This window comes from Amycolatopsis thailandensis, assembly GCF_002234405.1.
Taxonomy (GTDB): Bacteria; Actinomycetota; Actinomycetes; order Mycobacteriales; family Pseudonocardiaceae; genus Amycolatopsis; species Amycolatopsis thailandensis.
The window spans coordinates 26649-46357 of record NZ_NMQT01000140.1; the positions used below are offsets into that span (position 1 = coordinate 26649).

Below are 19709 nucleotides of genomic sequence, written 5' to 3' on the forward strand. Positions count from 1 at the left end.
CGCGTGACGGGGTGGACGGCACGTGTGATCAGACGGACGACACTCGTGACCAGACGGACGGCACTCTCGCGGCCGAGTTACCAGGCCCGTGTCGTCCGTCCAGTCACGCGTGTCGTCCATCTGGACACGGGTGTCGTCCACCTCGGCACCGCCTGTCTCACCTGCCGTACCGACCGTCAGGGCAGCACGGCACGAGCGCCACGCTCGAGACGGCCAGCGTCCCCGCCGAGATAGTTCAGGTTTTGACCATTTTCGAGACGTCGGGTTAGTGTTCGGCGATGGAAGACGTGGACGCGGCCGGGCTGGACTTCTGGTCGTTCGTGGCGCTGGCGAACCGGAGGCTCGCGCAGGAGTACGGCTTCCGGCACCAGCTGGCGACCGAGGTGCTGCTGACCCTCAACCGCGCCTCCGACCTGGTGACCTACGACCTCGAAGCCGCGGTGCACCGGCCGCGTGGCCGGTCGTGGTCGGCGTTCCGGCTGCTGTTCGTGGTCTGGCTCGCCGGACCGCTCGAACCGACGAGCGCCGCGCGGCTGACCGGGATGAGCCGGGCGGCGGTGTCGAACCTGGTCAAGACGCTGGTCGCGGAGGGAATGCTCGACCGGGTCCCGGACGAGCGGGACGGCCGTTCGGTGCAGCTGTCGCTGACCGAGGCGGGGCACGAGGAGATGGTCTCGGTCTTCCGCGAGCACAACGAACGCGAATTCGGCTGGACGAACGCGCTGACCGAGACCGAACAGCGCATCCTCGTGATGCTGCTGGGCAAGCTGATCACGAGTCGCGCCGAGTTCGGCACCCGGAGCCGCAAGTAGCCCTTCCCGTCGCCCGGAAGACCGGACTATCCTGCCCAACGGATAGTCAAAGTGTGAACTAAATCGGCGAGGAGGAGACCATGGTGGACGGCGGACGGATTCCCGCGCTCTTCGCCGGGCTGTGCGACGACGCCGCCGTGTTCCCACCGGGGCTGGCCCCGCTGCCGGACGCCGTCGCGGCACACGACGAACACGTCTCCGCCTGGTACGCGGGCCTCGTCGGACCGCTGGTGGTCGCCGCCACCGCGCTCGGCGAGCTCGCCGAGGTGCTGGGCGACCGGGAAGCCCCGCTGCCGATCGCGGTCACCCTGCCCGGCGGGCCCGCGCAGCTCGACGGCGCGCTCAAGGCCGTCGCCACGCTGCCGGTGAAACTCGACGCGCTCGAGATCGCCGTCCCGGACGAGATGGGGCCGGACGAGGTGGTCGACGCGATTTCCGTCGTCACCGCACCGGTTTTCGTCGAGATTCCGCGCGACGGCCGGCGCCTTCGGCTGCTGGCCGCCCTGTCCGGCACCGGCCACCGCGCGAAGTTCCGCACCGGTGGCGTCCGGGCCGAGCTGTACCCGGACGAGGCCGAACTCGCGGCCGCGGTCCGGGCGGCCGTCGAGGCGGGTGTCCCGTTCAAGGCCACCGCCGGGCTGCACCACGCGCTCCGCAACACCGACCCGGCGACCGGCTTCGAACAGCACGGTTTCCTGAACCTGATGCTCGCCACCGACGCCGTCCTCACCGGCGGCGACGCGGAAGCCGCGCTCGCCGAACGAGACGGCGCCGTCCTCGCCGGGCGGCTGCGGGCGCTGGAGCCGGATCGCGCCGTCGCGGTCCGCGCGGGCTTCACGTCGTTCGGCACTTGCAGCATCACCGACCCCCTGACCGAACTGGCCGGACTCGGCCTGCTCGAGGCGCCCCGAGGAGAGGCATGACCACGATCGACATCCCCGCAGGCTCCCTGTTCGGGATCGACAACCTGCCGTACGGCGTGTTCTCCGTCGACGGCGGTTCCCCGCGCGTCGGCGTACGTGTCGGGGACTCCGTCCTCGACCTGGCCGCGGCGCTCGGCGACGACGTGTTCGCCGCGCCGTCGCTGAACCCGTTCATGGCGCAGGGATACGACCGCTGGGTGGCGGTCCGGGCGCGGATCCGTGACCTGGTCACCGGCGAAATCCCCGACGGCGCGGTCCATCCCGTCGGGCGGGTGAGCATGCACCTGCCGATCGAGGTCGCGGACTACGTCGACTTCTACGCTTCCGAACACCACGCTTCGAACGTCGGCAGGCTGTTCCGCCCGGACGCGGAACCGTTGCTGCCCAACTGGAAGCATCTCCCGGTCGGCTATCACGGGCGGTCCGGCACGGTCCTGGTCTCCGGTACGGACATCGTGCGCCCGAGCGGTCAGCGCAAGGCCCCGGCCGAGGCGGCGCCGGTGTTCGGGCCGAGTGTGCGGCTGGACATCGAAGCGGAGCTGGGCTTCGTCGTCGGCACCGGGACCCCGCTGAACACCCCGATCACCCCGGACGCCTTCCCTCGCCACGTTTTCGGCGCGGTGCTGCTCAACGACTGGTCGGCCCGCGACATCCAGGCGTGGGAATACGTCCCGCTGGGCCCGCATCTCGGCAAGAGCTTCGCGACCTCGATCTCCCCTTGGGTGGTACCGATCCTGGCGCTGGAGGCCGCGCGGATCCCGCTGCCGGGCCAGATCGATCCGCAGCCGTTGCCGTACCTGCGGGAAAGCTCGCCGTGGGGGCTCGACATCGATCTGGTCGTCGAATGGAACGGCGAGGAGGTCAGCCGCCCGCCCTTCCGCGAGATGTACTGGTCGCCCGCCCAGATGCTCGCGCACCTGACGATCAACGGCGCGTCCTCGCGCACAGGAGACCTGTACGGCTCCGGCACGATCTCCGGACCGGAGAAGAACCAGCGCGGCGCGTTCCTCGAATTGTCCTGGGGCGGAAGGGAACCGCTCACGGTCAAGGGGGAGGAGCGCACCTTCCTGCTGGACGGCGACGAGGTCGTCATCACCGGGACCGCGCCCGGCGCGAACGGCGCGCGGATCGGGTTCGGTGAGGTGCGGGGCCGCGTGCTGCCCGCCGGCTGAAGTACGTGAAGGGCCCCTTGCTCACGCCAGGCGCGAGCGAGGGGCCACGTTCTCGTACGATCTGCGGTCGTGAACCCCTCTGCCGAGGACATAATCCGCAGCGCGGCGCGGTGGATCGAGCGCGGTGTCCGCGTCGACACCTCCGCCTTCGCGCAGGACCTGGGCATCTCCCGCAGCACGTTGTTCCGCCGCGCCGGGAACCGGGAAGACCTGCTGGGCGACGCTCTCCACTACCTGTCCGAACGCACCTTGGCGGCCGCGACGCGCACCTGGCAGCGCGAACAAGGCGACGTGGTGCGCAACGCGGCAGGCGAGCTGCGCTGTCTCGCGATCATGCGCGAGTACCGATCCGTGCTCGCGGCGAGCGCCGGGTTCCGCCGTTTCCTCGACGACGAGCCGGTCTTGGCGATCCGCCTGCTCACCGATCCGCACGGCCGCGTCCAGCCGAGGGTGATCGCGGCGCACGTCGACCTGCTGCGCCGCGACGTCGACGACGGCGGTTTCGTTCCCTCGGTCGGCCTGGACAGCCTCTGTTACGCGATCGTCCGGCTGGGGGAGGCGTTCCTGTACTCGGACGTGCTCGCCTCCCGGGCACCCGATCTGGACGCGGCGTCGACACTGCTCGGCGCGCTCGTGGAAGGACGCGAGCCGCTCCGCGCCGGCTGACCGTCGGTACGGGTGGTTTCCGCCGGTGGCAAGCGGAAACCACCCGAAGGCTCACATCACGGGCATGCGAGCACCGGGGCCTGCGGACGGCCACCGCCCTGCAGGTCGCTCAGCGGAACCCTGGCCAGGCCGAGGATCGCCTGCGCGGTCGCGCGAGGGGCGGTCGACGGGTTCAGGCCGGTGGCGTCGTAGGCGATCGCGCCGCGGTCCGCCTCGGCGCCGGTGCAGCCGGTTTGCAGCGACCGCAGGAACTCCCGCGCCTTGACCGCGGCGGCGGGACGGTGCCCGGCCAGCGCTTCGGCGGCGAGGCCGGTGCTGTTGGCGTTCGGCGCGTTCGCGCCGACGCCGAAGCCGCCGTTCGCGTGCTGCTTGGTGACCAGCCAGGACGTGCCTTCACGGGCGTTCACCGCGTCACCGGTGGCGCGCAAGGCCTGCACGGCCATCGCGGTCGCGTCGACGTCGCTGGTGCAGGTGGCTTCGCCGAAGTTCAGCGGGAATCCGCCGTCCGCGCACTGGGCGCCCGCCAGGAACGTCACGGCCGACGCGGGCGCGCCCGCCGGGGTGCGGTCCAGCGCCAGCAGCGCGAGCGACTGCGAGAAGGCGTTGGAGTAGTCGCCGTATTCGGAGCGGTCGGAGAACCGGCCGGACGGCGTGAGCAGCGAGAGCAGGCCCGCCTTCAGGTCGACGCCGCCGAACGACGCCGGGTTCTTGCCCCGGATCTGCGCGGCGAGCAGCAGTTTGGCGTGCGCGCCCGCGTAGGCCTCGGTGCCGCTGCCGACGTAGCCGGTGGTGATCTCCGGCTTCGCCAGCCAGGTGATCGCTTTGCCCGCGTTCGTGTCGGACACACCGGCGGCGGCGAACGCGAAGATCGCGTCGATCGTCAAGCCCTGGTCGGGGAACTTCTGGCCGCCGAAATCGGCCTCGAACCTTTCCCCGTCGGTCATCTGCCTGGCGAGCCAGCCCGCGGCGGCGTCCGCCTTGTTCGGGGTGGCGGCGTTCGCCGCCGGAGCGGCGACCAGCCCGATGCCGCACAGCATGGCGACAGCGAAGACCAAACGTCTCATGAGAACCCTTTCCCGCATTTCCTCGACAGGAGTCGGTGACACCGCGCGACGTGGGTGACCGGGCTCGCCTGGAGGGCATACCGTTGCGGGACAGCGCCGGACTCTCACCGGACTTCCCCCACGACCGCGCTGAATCGGACGACCCGAAGAGTGTCATGCCGGTCAAGCGCGGGGGTACCGCCGGGCGCGAGTAACGCTGTGATCCTGGCAACCGACCTGCTCAGCGGTGCCTGCCGGAGGTAATCGGGTGTTAACCTCGGCGGGCTCGACAACCCAATACCGCCGCCCGTGACGGGGAAGCCGGTCGAAATCCGGCGCTGTCGCGCAACCGTAGGCCCTTCACCAGGGCGAGCCGGGGTACCGCACGGGCGGATGAACGAACCACTGTCGCGATAAACAGGGGTGACTGCGGCGTCCCGCGCCTGTCCTCCGCCATGCCGCAAGGAGGAGTCATGCGCCGCGGGTCCCTGGCCGCCCTGGCCTTCGCCGTCAGCGTCGGCGTGGTCGCCGCGCTGCTCACCGGAACGGCGACAGCAGCGAACGATCCTGACGCGGCGAAGTCGAACTCCCGCTGGCTCGCCACGAAGCTGCAGCCGGACGGCACGCTCGAGAACCCCAACGGCGGCTCACTGCCGGACCACGGCCTGATGCTCGACGTCCTGTTCTCGATGTACGCGTCGGGCGATGGCGCGAAGGCCGAGCCGATCGTCAAGTTCCTCGACGACCAGGGCCACGCCACCGACTACTTCACCTGGGACGGGTTCATCCCCGGCGCCGGGTTCGACAACGTCATCGTCGGTGGCGCCACGGCCAAGACCCTGGTCGCCGCCGAGGTCTCCGGCCGGAACCCGCGGAACTTCGACGGCTACGACCTGGTCGCCGAGACCCAGAACGCGATCATGCGCGGCGGTCCCGACAAGGGCCGGGTCAGCGACTACACGAAGAAGCCCGACGTCACCGGCGACGTGATCAACAACGCCAACATGTTCGGCCAGGCGCTCGGCGTGATCGGCCTCGCCGCGGCGGGCGAGAACGACCAGCTCGCCATCGACAAGCTGCTGACCCAGCAGTGCTCCGAGGGCTACTTCCGAGTCATGTTCGCCTACATCCCGACGAAGGAGACCGGCGACCACGTCACCCCGGACGGGCACAAGGTCTCGACCTGCGACGAGGGCAAACCGCTCGACCTCTCGCCGACCGACGGCGACGCCACCGGCATCGCGCTTTCGGCGATGCTGGCCGCCAAGAAGGCGGGCGCGGCCGGGCTCGACACCCCGATCACCAAGGCCGTCGCGTGGCTCAAAGCGAACCAGGCCGCCGGCGGCGGCTGGGGCGGTGGCGTCGGCACCGAAGCGCCGAACACCAACAGCACCGGCCTGATCCTTCAGGGACTGGCTGAAGCGGGTGGCGCGGACGCGGCGGTGGACAAGGGCGTGCGGTACCTCAAGTCCGCGCAGGCCAACGCCGCGGCGGATTCCGGGAACAAGCTCGCTGGAGATCTCGGCGCAATCGCCTACAACCCCGCTTCCTACGAGGCCGCGCGCACCTCGGGCATCAGCGGCCTCGACACCTGGATCCGCGCGAGCGCCCAGGCTTCGCTCGGGTTGTCGCAAGTCGGCTTCTCCTCGCTCACGAAGGGCGGTGGGCAGCCGCCGACCAGCAGCGTCTCGGAAACGCCGACCACGCCCACGACGACGTCGTCCTCCGGGACGGGGTCGCCCACGAGCACGCCGACCTCGACCACGAGCGAACCGGCGCCGAGCACCACCACGACAACGACGACAACGACCACCACGACGACGACCACCACCACGACCTCGGTCACGCCGACGCCGGGCACGTCCTCGTCCCCGTCGGCCAGTCCGCCCGCGCCGAGCACGGTCACCGTCACGAGCACTCCGCCCGCGGCCAAACCCGCCCCGCAGGCCCCCGCGCCGAAGACGACGGCACCGAAACCCCAGAAGAAGACCGTCACGCCGAGGACGTCGACCGGCGCCCGCGTCCCGCCACCGACCGCGATCTCCACGCCGGTCGCGATCGCGGGCACGGCCCCCGCGACGTCCCGGCTCGGCGCGTACCTGACGAACCGGCTTGTCGGCGGCGACCACGTCGAGGTCACCGAGGACGGCAAGACCTACGTCGACTACGACGCCACCGCCGATCTGGTGCTCGCCTTGCGGGCACTGGACGAGCAGCCGGACACGGTCGCCCGCGCGTCGAAGTTCCTGCTCACGCCGGAAGCCGTGCAGGCCTACGCCCACGGCGCGCCGTACGAGCAGAACGGCGCCTCCTACGCCGAACCGCTCGCGAAGCTCGTGCTCGTCGCCGAGTTCGCCAAGGCGGACGCCGGGCAGTTGCGCGCCGATCTGGTGAAGCTGCGGGGCGCGGACGGCAAGTTCACCGACGTCGGCTCCTTCGCCGATGCCGACGAGACGGTCGAGCGGCACGCGTGGGCGGTGCTCGCGACCGCCGCCGATCCCGGCCCCGCGGTCGAACTGCTCCTCTCGCGCCAGTGCGCCGACGGAACCTTCCCGAAGCACCTCGACACCGCGGAGTGCGGCTCCGGTGACCTCGGCGCGACGGCCGCCGCGGTCACCGCGCTGGCGGCACGTCCGCACACTGACGCCGCGCCGTCGACCAAACGCCCCGACGGCTGGACCGAGCGGCGCGTGTCGGCGTTCGTCTCCGCGGTGGGCGCGCTCGGGGTCCGGCCGACCGGCGAGGGCATGGTGACCGGCGAGGCGGGCGAGCCGGACGTCGTGCTCAGCGCCGCCGTCGCCGCCGCGCGGCAGACCGCCGGCCTCGACGCGAGCGGAACCGCGCGGTCGCTGGGCAAACTGGTCCAGGCTGACGGCGGTTTCGCCAAGGGTTCCATCGCGGCGAGCGACGGGAAGACGGACTTCCCGACGAGCCTGGCCGCCGCGCAAGGGGTCGCGGGCCGGTCTTGGCTCACCGCCGCGGATTCGCCGCTGTCGCCCGCGATCCGGCTGCCGCTCACGGAGGCGAATTCCGCCGACGCCGTCTCCGGGACGCAGCTGCAAGCGGCCGCCGCCCAGACCACCCAGCCCGCGTGGCTGATCTGGGGATTCGTCGGCCTGGCCGCGATCCTGCTGGCCGCCGCGATCGTCCTTCTGTTCCTGCTTCGCCGGTTCATCAAGACAAAGGGGGCTACACCATGAGAAAACTGCTCACCGTCACGACCGTCCTCATCGGACTGATCGGGCTTTCCGCCGCACCCGCGAACGCGGTCGATCCCACCAAGGGCTACGACGGGATCTGCACCGGCTCCGACGCGCTCACCGGTACGACCGTCGTCGTCGACTTCCAGGAGCTGGACGGCAACGGCGGGACAGCCGCGCCGACGATCACCCGCTGCTCGCCCAACGCGAGCCCGGGCACCGCCCGCACGGGCATCAAAGCGTTGCAGGACGCGGGGATCGCGGTCGCCGGAACCGCCCGCTGGGGCCTTGGTTTCGTCTGCCGCCTGGAAGGCCGCCCGGCCGCGACGGAGACCATCCCGCTGTCGAGCAACCCGAGCTACAAGGAGCCGTGCGTCAACACACCGCCCGCCGGCGCGTACTGGGGTTACTGGCACGCCGACGGTTCCGGGACCACCTGGACCTACAGCAACTACGGCGCGCTCAACCGCAACGTCGTCCCCGGCGGTTTCGAAGGCTGGTCGTTCTCGCTGAACAAGTCGGCGACGACCAACCCGGTTCCCGGTGTCACGCCGAGGAACCCGGCCATCCCGTGAAAAAGGTTCTCGGACTGGTGGCGGCGATCTTCCTGATCGCCGCCACGGCGCCGTCCGCGCAAGCGGTCGACCAGGGCAAGGGGTATCCCGGGTTCTGCAAGGACGCCACCGGGGTCACCGTGGTCGTCGACTTCCAGAAACTCGGCGGCACGACCATCGTGCGCTGTAATCCCCAGACCACCCGCGGTACCGGCCTGGACGCGCTGAAGGGCGCCGGTTTCCAGATCGCCGGGGTGCAGCGCTGGGGCGAGTCGTTCATCTGCCGGGTCGAGAACCGCCCGTCGGCGACCGAGAACATCCCGATCGCCGGCCGCGAGAAATACCGCGAGCTGTGTGTCGACACGCCCCCGGCGCAGGCCTACTGGTCCTATTGGCACGCCTCGAACAACTGCGCGTGGGACTACAGCCAGTGGGGCGTCAAGAACCGCGACTTCATCCCCGGCGGGTTCGAGGGCTGGTCGTTCTCCCTGAACGCGACCGCCCAGAGCAACCCGGTGCCGCGGGTCTCCGCGGTGCGGCCGGGCACCGAGAACGTCCCGTGCGTGCCGCGTGAGGAAGCCAAGCCCGTCACCAACGATCCCGGTGAACAGCAACAGCGACCGCAGGCGGGGACCGGGCAGCAGCCCGGCGACGCTCCTCAGGCCACAGAGGAGGCCGCCCCCGGCGAAGCGCCGGTCGCGGGCCCGAGTTCCGGAGCGCTGCCGCCGCCCAAGCCGCGTCCGAGCGCGTCGGCGAGGCCGAAAGCGCAGGACCCGTCGATGAACGTCGCGTTCACCGGCGGCGAGAACGCCGAGGACGTCAACGCGGTGATCGAGCGCGAGTCCGGAGCCAGTGACTGGGCGCCCTGGGCTGCCGGTGGCGCGGTGCTGGCGTTGTGCGTGGCAGGATTCCTGATGGCACGCAGACGCAAACGCGCACAAGGAGCTTGATGACGTCCTACTTCCTGCCGCGCGACCTGCATCCGGCCGCCTGGTGGGTGTGGGCGCTGGGGCTCGCCGTCGCGGCGACCCGCACGACGAACCCGTGGCTGCTGCTGACCATCGTGGCTGTCGCGGGTTACGTCGTCGTGGCCCGGCGATCCGAGGCGCCGTGGGCGCTGGCGTTCCGGCTCTACCTTTACCTCGGCGCGTTCATCGTCGCGATCCGCGTGTTCTTCCGCGTCGTGTTCGGTGGTGCCGAGGGTTCGACGATCATCCTGCGGCTGCCCGAGATCCCGCTGCCGGAATGGGCGGCGGGCATCCGGCTCTTCGGCGACGTGTCCGCGGAATCGTTGCTGGGCGGGCTCTACGACGGGATGCGGCTGGCGACGATGGTGATCTGCCTCGGCGCGGCCAACGCGCTGGCGAATCCGAAACGGCTGCTCAAGGCGATGCCGCCGGCGTTGTACGAAGTGGGCACCGCGGTGATCGTCGCGCTGTCGGTGTTCCCTCAGCTGGCCGAAAGCGTGCTGCGGGTCCGGCGGGCCCGCAAACTGCGCGGCGGATCGGGCAAGAAGAAGGTGAAAGCCCTCCACACCGTCCTGATCCCGGTGCTGGAGGACGCGCTTTCCCGTTCGCTGCAACTCGCCGCGTCCATGGACTCGCGGGGTTACGGCCGCGCGGGGCTGGTCGAGGCGCGTGCGCGGCTGATCACGGGAACGCTGATGATCGTCGGCCTGATCGGCGTCTGTGTCGGCGTTTACGCCACTTTGGACGGTTCGACGCCCCGGTATCTCGCCGCCCCGGTGCTTTCCGCGGGGCTCGTGGTCGGCCTGGTCGGATTCTGGTCGGCGGGTAAACGGGTCCAGCGCACCCGCTACCGGCCCGACCGCTGGCAGCTGCCGGAGATCGTCGTCGCCGTGAGCGGGATCGCCGTCGCGGCCATCCTGTTCACGACGTCGGAAGTGAATCCGATGAACATGAACCCGTCGCTGATCGACCTGTCCTGGCCGTCGCTTTCGTGGGCGCCGTTGCTCGGGGTGCTGATCGGCGTCCTGCCCGCCTTCCTGACCCCGATCCCCGAACCTCCTTACGCCGCACTCGAAGAAGAAGCACACGCATGATCGAACTCGACCACGTTTCCTTCACCTACCACGGCCGCTCCGAGCCCGTTCTGTCCGACGTGACGCTGTCCATCGGTGAGGGCGAACTCGTGCTGTTCGCGGGCCAGACCGGCGCGGGCAAGTCGACGCTGCTCGGCACGATCAACGGTCTCGTCCCGCATTTCACCGGCGGTCATCTCGAAGGGACCGTCTCGGTCGACGGCGTCACGACGAGGTCCCGGCCGCCGCGCGAGTTCGCGCACCTGGTCGGCGTCGTCGGCCAAGACCCGCTCGCGGGTTTCGTGACCGACACCGTCGAGGACGAACTCGCGTACGGCATGGAACAGCTCGGCCTGAGCCCGCAGGTGATGCGCCGCCGGGTGGAGGAGACCCTCGACCTGCTCGGGATCGCGGAGCTGCGAAGGCGGGCGTTGCGGACGCTGTCCGGCGGGCAGCAGCAACGGGTGGCGATCGGCTCGGTGCTCACCACCCATCCGAAGGTGCTCGTGCTGGACGAACCGACCTCGGCGCTGGACCCGACCGCCGCCGAGGACGTGCTGGCGACGCTGGCGCGGCTGGTGGAGGACCTCGGCACGACGGTGCTGATGGCCGAGCACCGGATGGAACGGGTGATCCCGTTCGCGGACCGGATGATCTTCGTGCCGGGCACCGGGGGAGTGGTCGACGGGACCCCGCCGGAAGTGTTGAAGGACATGCCCATCGCGCCCCCGATCGTCCACTTGGGACGGTTGGCTGGCTGGGCGCCGCTGCCGATGACGGTCCGCGACGCCCGGCGGCGCGCTTCTTCGCTGGCACTGGGGACTCCGCCCGCGCGGGACACGACCGCGGGCGAGGAGCTGCTGACCGCGTCCGGGGTCGTCGTGCGGTACGGGCCGAAGGTCGCGGTGCGCGAGGTCGACCTGACCCTGCGCGCCGGCGAAGTGCTGGCGATGATGGGGCGCAACGGTTCCGGCAAGTCGTCGCTGCTGTGGGCGGTGCAGGGATCCGGCCCCCGCCAGGGTGGCAACGTCACCGTCGAGGGCAAGGATCCGAAGACGCTGGGCAGCGCCGCGGCGCGGAAGCTCGTCGGGATGGTGCCGCAGACCGCGAGTGACCTGCTGTATCTCCAGACCGTCGCCGCCGAATGCGAGGCCGCCGACGCGGAATCGGGGGCGGAGCCCGGCTACAGCCGTGGACTGCTCGACAGGCTCGCTCCCGGCGTCGATCCCGCGTCGCATCCGCGCGATCTTTCGGAGGGACAGCGGCTCGCGCTCGTGCTCGCGGTCCAGCTCTCGGCCGCCCCGCGGATCATGCTGCTGGACGAACCGACCCGCGGCCTCGACTACACCGCGAAGGCCGCGCTGGCGCAGATGGTCGCGTCGCTGACGGCCGAGGGCAGGGCGGTCGTCGTGGCCACCCACGACGTCGAATTCGTCGCGACGATCGCGCACCGCGTACTCGTGATGGCGGAAGGGGAGGTCGTCTCGGACGGCCCGACCGGTGAGGTGCTCGGCGGCTCCCCGGCGTTTGCCACCCAGGTCGCGAAGATCCTCGGGGAACCGTGGCTCACCGTCGACGACGTCCGCTCGGCGTTGCCGCAGGAGGTCCCGTGAGCACGGCCCCCGCTGTCCGGCTGGGTCCGCGTTCGGCGACGGTGCTCGGCCTCGCGTCGCTCGCGGGACTGATGATGTTCATCTGGCCGCTCCTGGTCCGCGTCGAACCGCAGTCGATGCAGCACGGGCCGGACGCGCCGTTCGTGTTCATCGGGATCCTGCCGATCCTGATCGTCATCGTGCTGGCCGAGATGTCCGAAGGGGGCATGGATTCCAAGGCCCTCGCGATGCTCGGCGTCCTCTCGGCGGTCAACGCCGCGATGCGCCCGCTCGGCGCGGGGACCGCGGGCATCGAGACCGTGTTCTTCCTGCTGGTGCTGGCCGGGCGGGTACTCGGGCCCGGATTCGGTTTCGTGCTGGGCTGTACGTCGCTGTTCGCTTCGGCGCTGCTGACCGCCGGCGTGGGGCCGTGGCTGCCGTTCCAGATGATGTGCTCGGCGTGGATCGGGATGGGCGCGGGACTCCTGCCGCGCCGTGTCACCGGCAAGGCCGAGATCGCGATGCTGGTGGGCTACGGGATCTTCGTCGCGTACGTGTTCGGGTTCCTGATGAACCTGTGGTTCTGGCCGTTCATCACCGACGCCGAAGTGCCGTACCACGACGGGCACATCTCCTACGTTCCCGGCGCTCCGCTGCTGGAGAACCTGCACCGGTTCGCCGTCTTCACGCTGCTCACGTCGACGGCGGGATGGGACACCGGGCGCGCGATCACCAACGCGGTGGCGATCCTGGTACTGGGGCCCGCCGTGCTCGCGACGTTGCGCCGCGCTTCACGGAAGGCCTCCTACGGCGTGATCCCCTCGTTCACCGACTGAGCGCTGTCTTCCGGCGAAGCACGTGGTAGGCGACGGCGAACGCCACGCCCACGGCGACGATGATCGCGGCGAACACGGGATGCATGTCCTTGGACAGGCTCTGCGCGCGTTCGGGACCGATCGCCCAGAGCGCCAAGGGCGTGGCGTAGGCCGCGGTGAGGGCGATCGCGCCCCAGCGGAGCGCTCTGAGCCGGGCGTCGCGCAGGGTGCCGATCAGCACCAGGGCGACCGGGACGACGGCGAGCATCGCGAACTGGCCGAGGACCATGATCGGGACGGCCCAGGCCGAGATGATGACGGAGCGCGGGGCGCGGCGGACGGTGGTTGCGCGGTCGAGAATCCGGGTCGACATCGGATTTCCTCCTGGGGTTTCGGATTCGGTCAGCAGTGGGCTTCGGCGGTGGTCTTGAGGTCCTTCAGCCAGGCTTCGAGGCCCATGCCGAGGAACCTCGTCGAGGTCGGTACCTCCGCCTCGACCTGGGCGCCGGACCAGTTCTCCTCGGTGCGGACGAGGACGCCGCCCTTGACCTCGGTGAAGTTCCAGACGTGGACGCCGTTGTCGATGCGGAGGCCGTCGCCGATCGCGGGCCCGCTCCAGCGGACGCACTGGCCGCGCTGGATCTGATGGACCGTCGAGGTGATCGACAGCGTGGTGGCGGGGGTCGTGGCCGTGGCGGGCACCGGGGTGGTCCAGCGGAACCGCGAGTTCTTCCGGAGCGGGCCCCTATCGAGGCGCTCGTTGGTCAGCACCGGCTTCTGCCAGGACGGCCAGCGCTCGACGTCGGTCTGCAAGCGCCAGATCTCGCTCAGGGGCGCGTTGATCAGGGTCTCGGTCCGGTAGTGGATCGGGGCTTTCGTGTCGATGGTCTTGCCTTGGCAGGACAGCGGCGCGCTCGCGGTGGCGGCTTGTGCGGGCGTCACGGCACCGCCCAGCAGGCCGAGGGCCAGCGGGAGGGCGAGCACGGCGGTGCGTCGGCGGGGCTTGGTGTTCGTCATCGTCCTACTCCTTGGCTAGCGCTTATTGCGATAGTTAGAAGTTATAACGCCGCTGGGGTGAGTGTCAATAGGAAAAGTGATAGCCTCTAACTCCCGGGCTGGGAGGAGTGGGCGATGGATGCGGACGGGAAGACCTCGCGTGAGCGCTACCGGGCTCAGGTGTGCGCGGAGATCAAGCGGTACGCGTGGGAGCAGCTGGCCACGACGGGCGTGTCCGCGTTGTCCCTCAACGCGATCGCCAAGCACGTGGGCATGAGCGGCCCCGCGCTGTACCGGTACTTCCCCAGCCGTGACGACCTGATCACGGACCTCATCCGGGACGCCTACCGGAGCCTCGCCGACGTCGTGCAAGCCGCCGGGCCGGGTGGCGTTTTCGCGGTCGCCCACGCCATCAGGGACTGGGCGCTGGCGGATCCGCAGCGCTACTTGTTCGTCTACGGCACGCCGATCCCCGGCTACCGCGCGCCGGACGACACCACGCGGATCTCGAACGAGATCATGACCGTGCTTTTGGAGGTCCACGCCGCTTTTTCGGACGACGGACCGGCCACGCCGTTCGAGGCGCATCTCGACGAACACCGCGAGTGGGCGGGCGGGCTGCCGGTGTCGGCCGCGGTGCTGCGCCGGGCCGTGACGTTCTGGACGCGGCTCCACGGCGTGCTGTCCCTCGAACTGGCCGGGCACTTCGCCGGTATGGGGTTCGATCCCACCTTGCTGTTCGAGGCCGAACTGGACGCCCTGCTGACCGGGGGTGCGCGTCGGTCGGTCGCAAGTCCGTGAAGGCCTCCTTTCCCACTCTGAAGGTCAGGGTCTCGGGCAAGGTCGCCTCTCCGCTGGTCGGGGAGGTTGTGAAAGCCACTTTCGCAACGTTGAAGGTTGCGAAAGTGGCTTTCGCGTCACGACCGCCTCGACCCAGTGGTCCCGGCGGCATCGAGCGTCGCGAAAGCCACTTTCGGGACACTGGGCGTCACTCTGAAGGTAGGGAAGGAGGCCTTCACGGACTTGCGCGGCGAGGGCGGTGGACCACTTCGGCCACTGGTATTACTCCACAAAGGACAGTTTCCGCTGAGTGGGGCATAGTGTTGTACTTTCCCGCTGTACGAAGGTTTTCCGGTGATCGTTGTGCTAGCTTCCGGGAATGCGCGGAGGATCCAGAGTCCCCTTCAGTCGTACGCTCGCGGTGATCGCGTCGGTGCTCCTGGCCTCGCTGATCGGCCCCGGCCCCGGCGCCGTCGCGAACGCGGCCCCGTCGCGGCATGTCTGCGAATGCGCCACCCCGTCGATAGACCGGTTGCAGCAATGGCTCGCGTCCGGTGAGGGCACCACGGTCCCGGCGACCGGCAGCCTGCTCGTCCGCGAACGCGGCGGGTACGCGGCGAAGGTGGCCTTCCTCAAAGCGGAGTGGCACGTGGTCGTCGTCTGGCTGGGGAACAAGTTCGAGGCGCAGGCCGATCTCTCGAAGTCCGCCGGTTTCTGGATGACCTACAGCGCGACCGACGACCTCTATGTCCAGCTTCGCCCGGCCTCGCACTGGAGCGGCGGCGACAAATGGCTGACCAAGGTGCCGTCGACGGGCGGGAAAATGGTCAAGAAGTTCTTCAGCTTCGCTCCCGACGCGTGGACGACGCTGCCTGAGCTGGGCAAGCCCGACTACTCCTTCGCCTCGGCGCTGACCGAGGCGCGAGGCTTGGTGTTCGTCGGCAAGACGCCCAACAAAATCGACTTCCGCGGCCTCGCGATCGATCGCTATCAGCCGCCCTGTCTCTGAGCACTTCTCGGTAGTTCACCTGTCCGGAGTGACCGCGATTGCGCACCGTGCCCGATTTGTCCTGTACGGTGAACTTTCAGCCGCCTCCGCACGACCGATCCGAGGAGTACCCCTGATGAGCCTGTTCGACTCGCTGAAGGAAAAGGCCGCCGAGCTGCTGGGTGGTGCGGGCGACAAGGTCAGCGAACTGACCGGGGTCGACCTTTCCGGCGCCGCCGACCAGGTCACCCAGTCCGCCGGCGACGTGGCCGAGACCGGACAGGGGCTCGCCGAGAACGCCACCGCCGCGGGACAGGGCGCCGTCGACTCGGCCACCGCCGCGGGGCAAGGCGCAGTCGACTCGGCCACCGCGGCCGGCCAGGGTGCCGTCGACTCCGCCGGTGCCTTCGGCGACGCCGCCACCGGACTGGCCGGCGGTGTGATCGACCCGAACGCCCGGGGCTGACCGCCCCCGGAATCCCCCGGTATCCGCGGATGCCGGGGGATTCCGTCATTTCGGGTGAAGGTGATCAGTGACACTGTCCGGGCCGGAGGGCCTGGACGCCGGCCGGTCGAGCGCGACGCCATCCCGGCCCGCGTGCCGGGCGTCGGAGCAGATCAGCCCGGGTACTCCGGCGGGACGACCTCCGGATTTCGGCATGACGATCTTCCTTTTTCCTTGCCCCGCAAGGGGATTCTCGTCGGACAGGGGAAGAGGGAAACGGTTGTGGTAACCCGGTCGCCGCCGGGAATCTCGGTCCGTGATCGTCAAACGACTGAGGCCGATCGGCCTGTGCGCCACGCTCACCCTGCCCGCGCTCGTCCTGCGGTTCTCAGGTGCCGAACCGGGGGCGGTGGTGGGTCTGCTGCTCTTCGGTCTGGCCGTCGTCGCGGCGTCGTTCCTGCTGGCCTGGGCGGCGGAAGCCGCGCAGGTGGACATCTCCGGCGGCCTCGCGATCGCCGTGCTGGCCGTCATCGCGGTGCTCCCCGAGTACGCGGTGGACCTGTACTTCGCCTACACGGCGGGTTCGAATCCCGAGTACGTCGCTTACGCCGCGGCGAACATGACCGGCTCCAACCGGTTGCTGCTCGGCCTCGGCTGGTCGACCGTCGTGCTGATCGGCCTCGCCGTCGCGAAGAAACGCAGTGGCGCCACCGTGCGGGAGCTGGTCCTCGATTCGCCGTACCGGGTCGAGCTCGGATTCCTCGCGATCGCCTCGATCGTCGCGTTCGTCATCCCCGGGACCGGGCAGATCTCGCTGGTCCTCGGCTTCGCGCTGCTCGGGTTCTTCGTGTTCTACCTCTGGAAGGTCTCCCGCGCCGAGCCCGGCGAACCCGAGCTGGTCGGCCCCGCCGCCACCCTCGGCGGGCTGTCCAAGCGGCCTCGCCGGATCCTGGTGACCACGCTGTTCGTCTTCGCCGCCGTGGTGATCCTCGCCAGTGCGGAACCGTTCGCGCACAACCTGATCGCCGTCGGGACGGAACTCGGCATCGACCGGTTCCTGCTCGTGCAATGGCTCGCGCCGCTGGCGTCGGAAGCGCCGGAGTTCATCGTGGCGATCCTGTTCGCGCTCCGCGGCAAGGGTGACGCGGCGATCGGCACGCTGCTTTCCAGCAAGGTCAACCAATGGACGCTGCTCGTCGGCAGCCTGCCGATCGCCTACGTCTTCGGCGGCGGAGGGACCGCGTTGCGGCTGGACGCCCGGCAGATCGAGGAATTCCTCCTCACCGCCACCCAGACCCTGCTCGGCGTGGCCGCCCTGCTCGCGTTGCGTTTCCCTCGCTGGGCCGCCTGGACCCTGCTCGGCCTGTTCGCGGTGCAGTTCGCGCTGCCCGGCCAGACCGCGCGCTACGTCCTCTGCGGTGTCTACGCGGTCATCGCGCTCGCCGCCCTGATCCACAACCGCCGCCACATCCTGCCGACCCTGGCCGCCCCTTTCCGCCGGGCACCCTATGCCTCCGGGAGCAGCCGCGAGGAGCGGATTTCGGCCTGAGGACAGAGGTTTTCGCGAGTTTCCGCGCTTAGCGTCCAGGGATGACCAAACGAAGGAAAATACTCGCCGCGGGTATCGCGATCGCGCTCCTGGCGAGCGCCGGGCAACCGGTCGCGGCTTCCCCGGCACAGCGGATCGACTGGCACGACTGCCGGTCCGGGCCGGACGACGAGACGGGGGAACGGCTCGCGGCGGCCGGGGCGAGCTGTGGTGAGGTCACCGTTCCGCTGGACCACGCCGATCCGGGCGGCCGCACCCTTTCGGTGGCCGTCGCCCGCCGTGCCGCGACCGACCCCGCGCGCCGTCTGGGCACCCTGATGGTCAACACCGGCGGTCCCGGCCCGTCCCGCGACGGCGTGGCCTTGCTGGCACAAGGTCTGCCACCGGAAGTCCCGTCCGGGGCGCCGTCGCTCGCCGCGCGGTACGACCTGGTCGGGATCGATCCGCGGTTCTTCGGGCTCAGCGCGCCGCTGGAATGCGGCTGGCCCACCGGGCGGTACCTGCACAGCGCCCAGCTGGCGAGTCCGGACCGCGTCTCCTTCGGACGCGGTGTGGCGGTCGCGCGGGATCTCGCGGCGCGGTGCGCGGACCGGGGCGACCTCCTCGCGCACGCGTCCACCCGCGACATCGCGCGTGATCTGGACGTCGTGCGAGCCGCCCTCGGGGAATCGAAGATCTCCTACCTGGGCTGGTCTTTCGGCAGCCACCTCGGCGCGGTCTACCGAGGGCTCTTTCCCCAGCGCGTCGAGCGGATGGTGCTCGACAGCGCCGCCGCTCCCGGAGCCGCCGGTCCCGCCCTCACCCGGGAGACCGCTCCGGCGGACGCCGCGGCCCTACGCGACTGGGCGAAGTGGGCGGCCCGCCGGGACGGGCGCTATCACCTCGGCGCCACCGCCGGCGAGGTACTGGCCACGGTCGGCCGGATCGCCCGCGCCGCCTCCCGCGAACCGTTGCGCGTCGGCGGTCACCGGATCGACGCCGCGATGATCCCCGGACTGCTGCTCACCGTCGACGACAGCGACGCTTTCTACGCGGAGTTCAGCGCCCAGGTCGCCGTACTGCGCGACGCCTCCCGCGGCCTCGCCGTCACACCGACACCCACGCAGGAGTGGAAGCTCTCCCTGTACACCGACCCGGACGTCGAGCCGTCGTTCGGGTTCAGCGCCACGGTCGCGAACCAGTGCGCGGACCGTGCCGCGTCCCGCGATCCCGAAAGCTACTACCGGGACATCCAGGCACACCTGGCCGCCGAGCCGCTGTTCGGCCCGCTGGCGCGGCACATCACGCCCTGCGCGTTCTGGCCCGTCTCGCCCACCGAAGCGCCCGTCCCGATCGGCGACGACCGCCCCGCGCTGCTCGTGGGCGCCTCGGGGGACCCGGTCACGCCGTATGCCGGGCAGCTGGCCCTGCGCCGAGCCTTGAGCGGAGCACGCATGGTCACGCTGGACGGCGCCTTCCGGCACGGCGTCTACCTCTTCGACCGGACGCCCTGCGTCACCGAAACGGTCGAGTCGTATTTGCTCGGCGGAGCCCTGCCCCGGACCGACGTGACCTGTGCCCGTCACCGCTCGCCAGGCCGGACCACACCCGCTTCGTAGGCGAGCACCACCGCCTGGACGCGATCCCGCACCCGCAGCTTGGCCAGGATGTTGCCCACGTGGGTCTTCACCGTTCCCGGCGCGACCACCAGCCGCTCGGCGATCTCGGCGTTGGACCAGCCGCGGGCCATCCCGGCCAGCACCTCCCGTTCGCGCCCGGTCAGCGTCGCCGCCGACCGGGCCGCGCCGGGGTCGAGCGGGGGCGCCAGCCGGTCCAGCAACCGGCGGGTGGTGGTGGGGGCGATCACCGCGTCCCCGGCGTGCACCGTCCGGATCGCGGCCAGGAGTTCCTCCGGGGTGGCGTCCTTGAGCAGGAAGCCGCTCGCCCCGGCCCGGATCGCGGCGAGCGCGTGCTCGTCGAGGTCGTACGTCGTGAGCATGAGGACCTTCGGCGCGCCGGCCAGGGCGAGCACCCGCCGGGTGGCCTCGATGCCGTCGAGCACTGGCATCCGAACGTCCATCAGCACCAGATCGGGGTTCAGGCGCCGGACCTGTTCCAGCGCGGCGAGACCGTCGCCCGCCTCGCCGACCACGG

Annotated in this window: 19 protein-coding genes and 2 riboswitches; of the genes, 15 read left to right on the forward strand and 4 right to left on the reverse strand. The window is 70.4% G+C overall.

The annotated features are described in order from the left end of the window. The first annotated feature begins 278 nt into the window (after positions 1–278). From CFP71_RS35715 to CFP71_RS35730, 4 genes are all read left to right on the forward strand, one after another. Positions 279–812 carry a MarR family winged helix-turn-helix transcriptional regulator gene (locus CFP71_RS35715; protein ID WP_093938357.1) on the forward strand — a complete coding sequence of 178 codons (534 nt, stop codon included), beginning with the start codon at positions 279–281 and terminating at the stop codon, positions 810–812. An 80-nt stretch (positions 813–892) separates the two neighbouring features. Beyond that, complete coding sequence (locus CFP71_RS35720; protein WP_093938358.1) at positions 893–1735, forward strand: hypothetical protein; 843 nt, start codon at positions 893–895, stop codon at positions 1733–1735. Beyond that, positions 1732–2907, forward strand: a complete 1176-nt coding sequence (gene fahA, locus CFP71_RS35725) for a fumarylacetoacetase (RefSeq protein ID WP_093938359.1) — start codon at positions 1732–1734, stop codon at positions 2905–2907. The genes CFP71_RS35720 and fahA overlap by 4 nt, the downstream gene beginning before the upstream one ends. A gap of 69 nt (positions 2908–2976) precedes the next feature. Beyond that, positions 2977–3573 carry a QsdR family transcriptional regulator gene (locus tag CFP71_RS35730; protein WP_093938360.1) on the forward strand — a complete coding sequence of 199 codons (597 nt, stop codon included), beginning with the start codon at positions 2977–2979 and terminating at the stop codon, positions 3571–3573. A gap of 56 nt (positions 3574–3629) precedes the next feature. Here CFP71_RS35730 and CFP71_RS35735 read toward each other — a convergent pair whose 3' ends face one another. Further along, complete coding sequence (locus CFP71_RS35735) at positions 3630–4637, reverse strand: prenyltransferase/squalene oxidase repeat-containing protein (RefSeq protein WP_244199960.1); 1008 nt, start codon at positions 4635–4637, stop codon at positions 3630–3632. A gap of 32 nt (positions 4638–4669) precedes the next feature. Next, positions 4670–4796, reverse strand: a riboswitch (cobalamin riboswitch). Between the two features lie 110 nt (positions 4797–4906). Next, a riboswitch (cobalamin riboswitch) is annotated at positions 4907–5021 on the forward strand. Between the two features lie 68 nt (positions 5022–5089). On the opposite strand from CFP71_RS35735, the gene CFP71_RS35740 reads away from it, so the two are divergent. From CFP71_RS35740 to CFP71_RS35765, 6 genes are read left to right on the forward strand one after another with little or no spacing between them, the layout of a single operon-like run. After that, positions 5090–7816: a hypothetical protein gene (locus CFP71_RS35740; protein ID WP_093938361.1), complete on the forward strand. Its 2727-nt coding sequence runs from the start codon at positions 5090–5092 to the stop codon at positions 7814–7816. Further along, positions 7813–8391, forward strand: coding sequence for a flagellar hook-length control protein FliK (locus CFP71_RS35745; RefSeq protein ID WP_093938362.1), 579 nt, complete (start codon positions 7813–7815; stop codon positions 8389–8391). Before CFP71_RS35740 ends, CFP71_RS35745 begins: the two co-directional genes overlap by 4 nt. Next, entirely contained in the window at positions 8388–9320 is a 933-nt protein-coding gene (locus CFP71_RS35750) for an ABC transporter substrate-binding protein (protein WP_093938363.1), read from the forward strand. The genes CFP71_RS35745 and CFP71_RS35750 overlap by 4 nt, the downstream gene beginning before the upstream one ends. Beyond that, entirely contained in the window at positions 9320–10432 is a 1113-nt protein-coding gene (locus CFP71_RS35755) for an energy-coupling factor transporter transmembrane component T (protein ID WP_093938364.1), read from the forward strand. Before CFP71_RS35750 ends, CFP71_RS35755 begins: the two co-directional genes overlap by 1 nt. After that, positions 10429–12024 (forward strand): ABC transporter ATP-binding protein, encoded by a 1596-nt coding sequence (locus CFP71_RS35760; protein WP_093938365.1) that lies wholly within the window; start codon positions 10429–10431, stop codon positions 12022–12024. Before CFP71_RS35755 ends, CFP71_RS35760 begins: the two co-directional genes overlap by 4 nt. Then, the gene (locus tag CFP71_RS35765) at positions 12021–12839 is read left to right on the forward strand and encodes an ECF transporter S component family protein (RefSeq protein ID WP_093938366.1); all 819 of its coding nucleotides are present in this window, start codon (positions 12021–12023) and stop codon (positions 12837–12839) included. The genes CFP71_RS35760 and CFP71_RS35765 overlap by 4 nt, the downstream gene beginning before the upstream one ends. On the opposite strand, the gene CFP71_RS35770 is transcribed toward CFP71_RS35765, so the two are convergent. Both CFP71_RS35770 and CFP71_RS35775 read right to left on the reverse strand, forming a co-directional pair. Then, the gene (locus tag CFP71_RS35770; RefSeq protein WP_093938367.1) at positions 12829–13191 is read right to left on the reverse strand and encodes a hypothetical protein; all 363 of its coding nucleotides are present in this window, start codon (positions 13189–13191) and stop codon (positions 12829–12831) included. The two genes, CFP71_RS35765 and CFP71_RS35770, sit on opposite strands and share 11 nt — an antisense overlap. 29 nt (positions 13192–13220) lie before the next feature. Further along, positions 13221–13835, reverse strand: coding sequence for an SRPBCC family protein (locus tag CFP71_RS35775; RefSeq protein WP_093938368.1), 615 nt, complete (start codon positions 13833–13835; stop codon positions 13221–13223). 114 nt (positions 13836–13949) lie between these two features. On the opposite strand from CFP71_RS35775, the gene CFP71_RS35780 reads away from it, so the two are divergent. From CFP71_RS35780 to CFP71_RS35800, 5 genes are all read left to right on the forward strand, one after another. Beyond that, positions 13950–14615, forward strand: a complete 666-nt coding sequence (locus CFP71_RS35780) for a TetR/AcrR family transcriptional regulator (protein WP_093938369.1) — start codon at positions 13950–13952, stop codon at positions 14613–14615. 400 nt (positions 14616–15015) lie between these two features. Next, positions 15016–15603 carry a hypothetical protein gene (locus tag CFP71_RS35785; RefSeq protein ID WP_093938370.1) on the forward strand — a complete coding sequence of 196 codons (588 nt, stop codon included), beginning with the start codon at positions 15016–15018 and terminating at the stop codon, positions 15601–15603. 115 nt (positions 15604–15718) lie between these two features. Next, the gene (locus CFP71_RS35790; RefSeq protein WP_093938371.1) at positions 15719–16048 is read left to right on the forward strand and encodes a hypothetical protein; all 330 of its coding nucleotides are present in this window, start codon (positions 15719–15721) and stop codon (positions 16046–16048) included. Positions 16049–16343: 295 nt separating this feature from the next. Continuing rightward, a complete protein-coding gene (locus tag CFP71_RS35795; RefSeq protein ID WP_093938372.1) occupies positions 16344–17576 on the forward strand; it encodes a sodium:proton exchanger in 1233 nt (410 codons plus the stop codon). 41 nt (positions 17577–17617) lie between these two features. Beyond that, on the forward strand, positions 17618–19174 hold the full coding sequence (locus tag CFP71_RS35800; protein ID WP_093938373.1) for an alpha/beta hydrolase: 1557 nt from the start codon (positions 17618–17620) through the stop codon (positions 19172–19174). On the opposite strand, the gene CFP71_RS35805 is transcribed toward CFP71_RS35800, so the two are convergent. Beyond that, a partial coding sequence (locus CFP71_RS35805; protein ID WP_093938374.1) for a response regulator occupies positions 19138–19709 on the reverse strand: 572 nt, incomplete at its 5' end. The genes CFP71_RS35800 and CFP71_RS35805 overlap by 37 nt on opposite strands.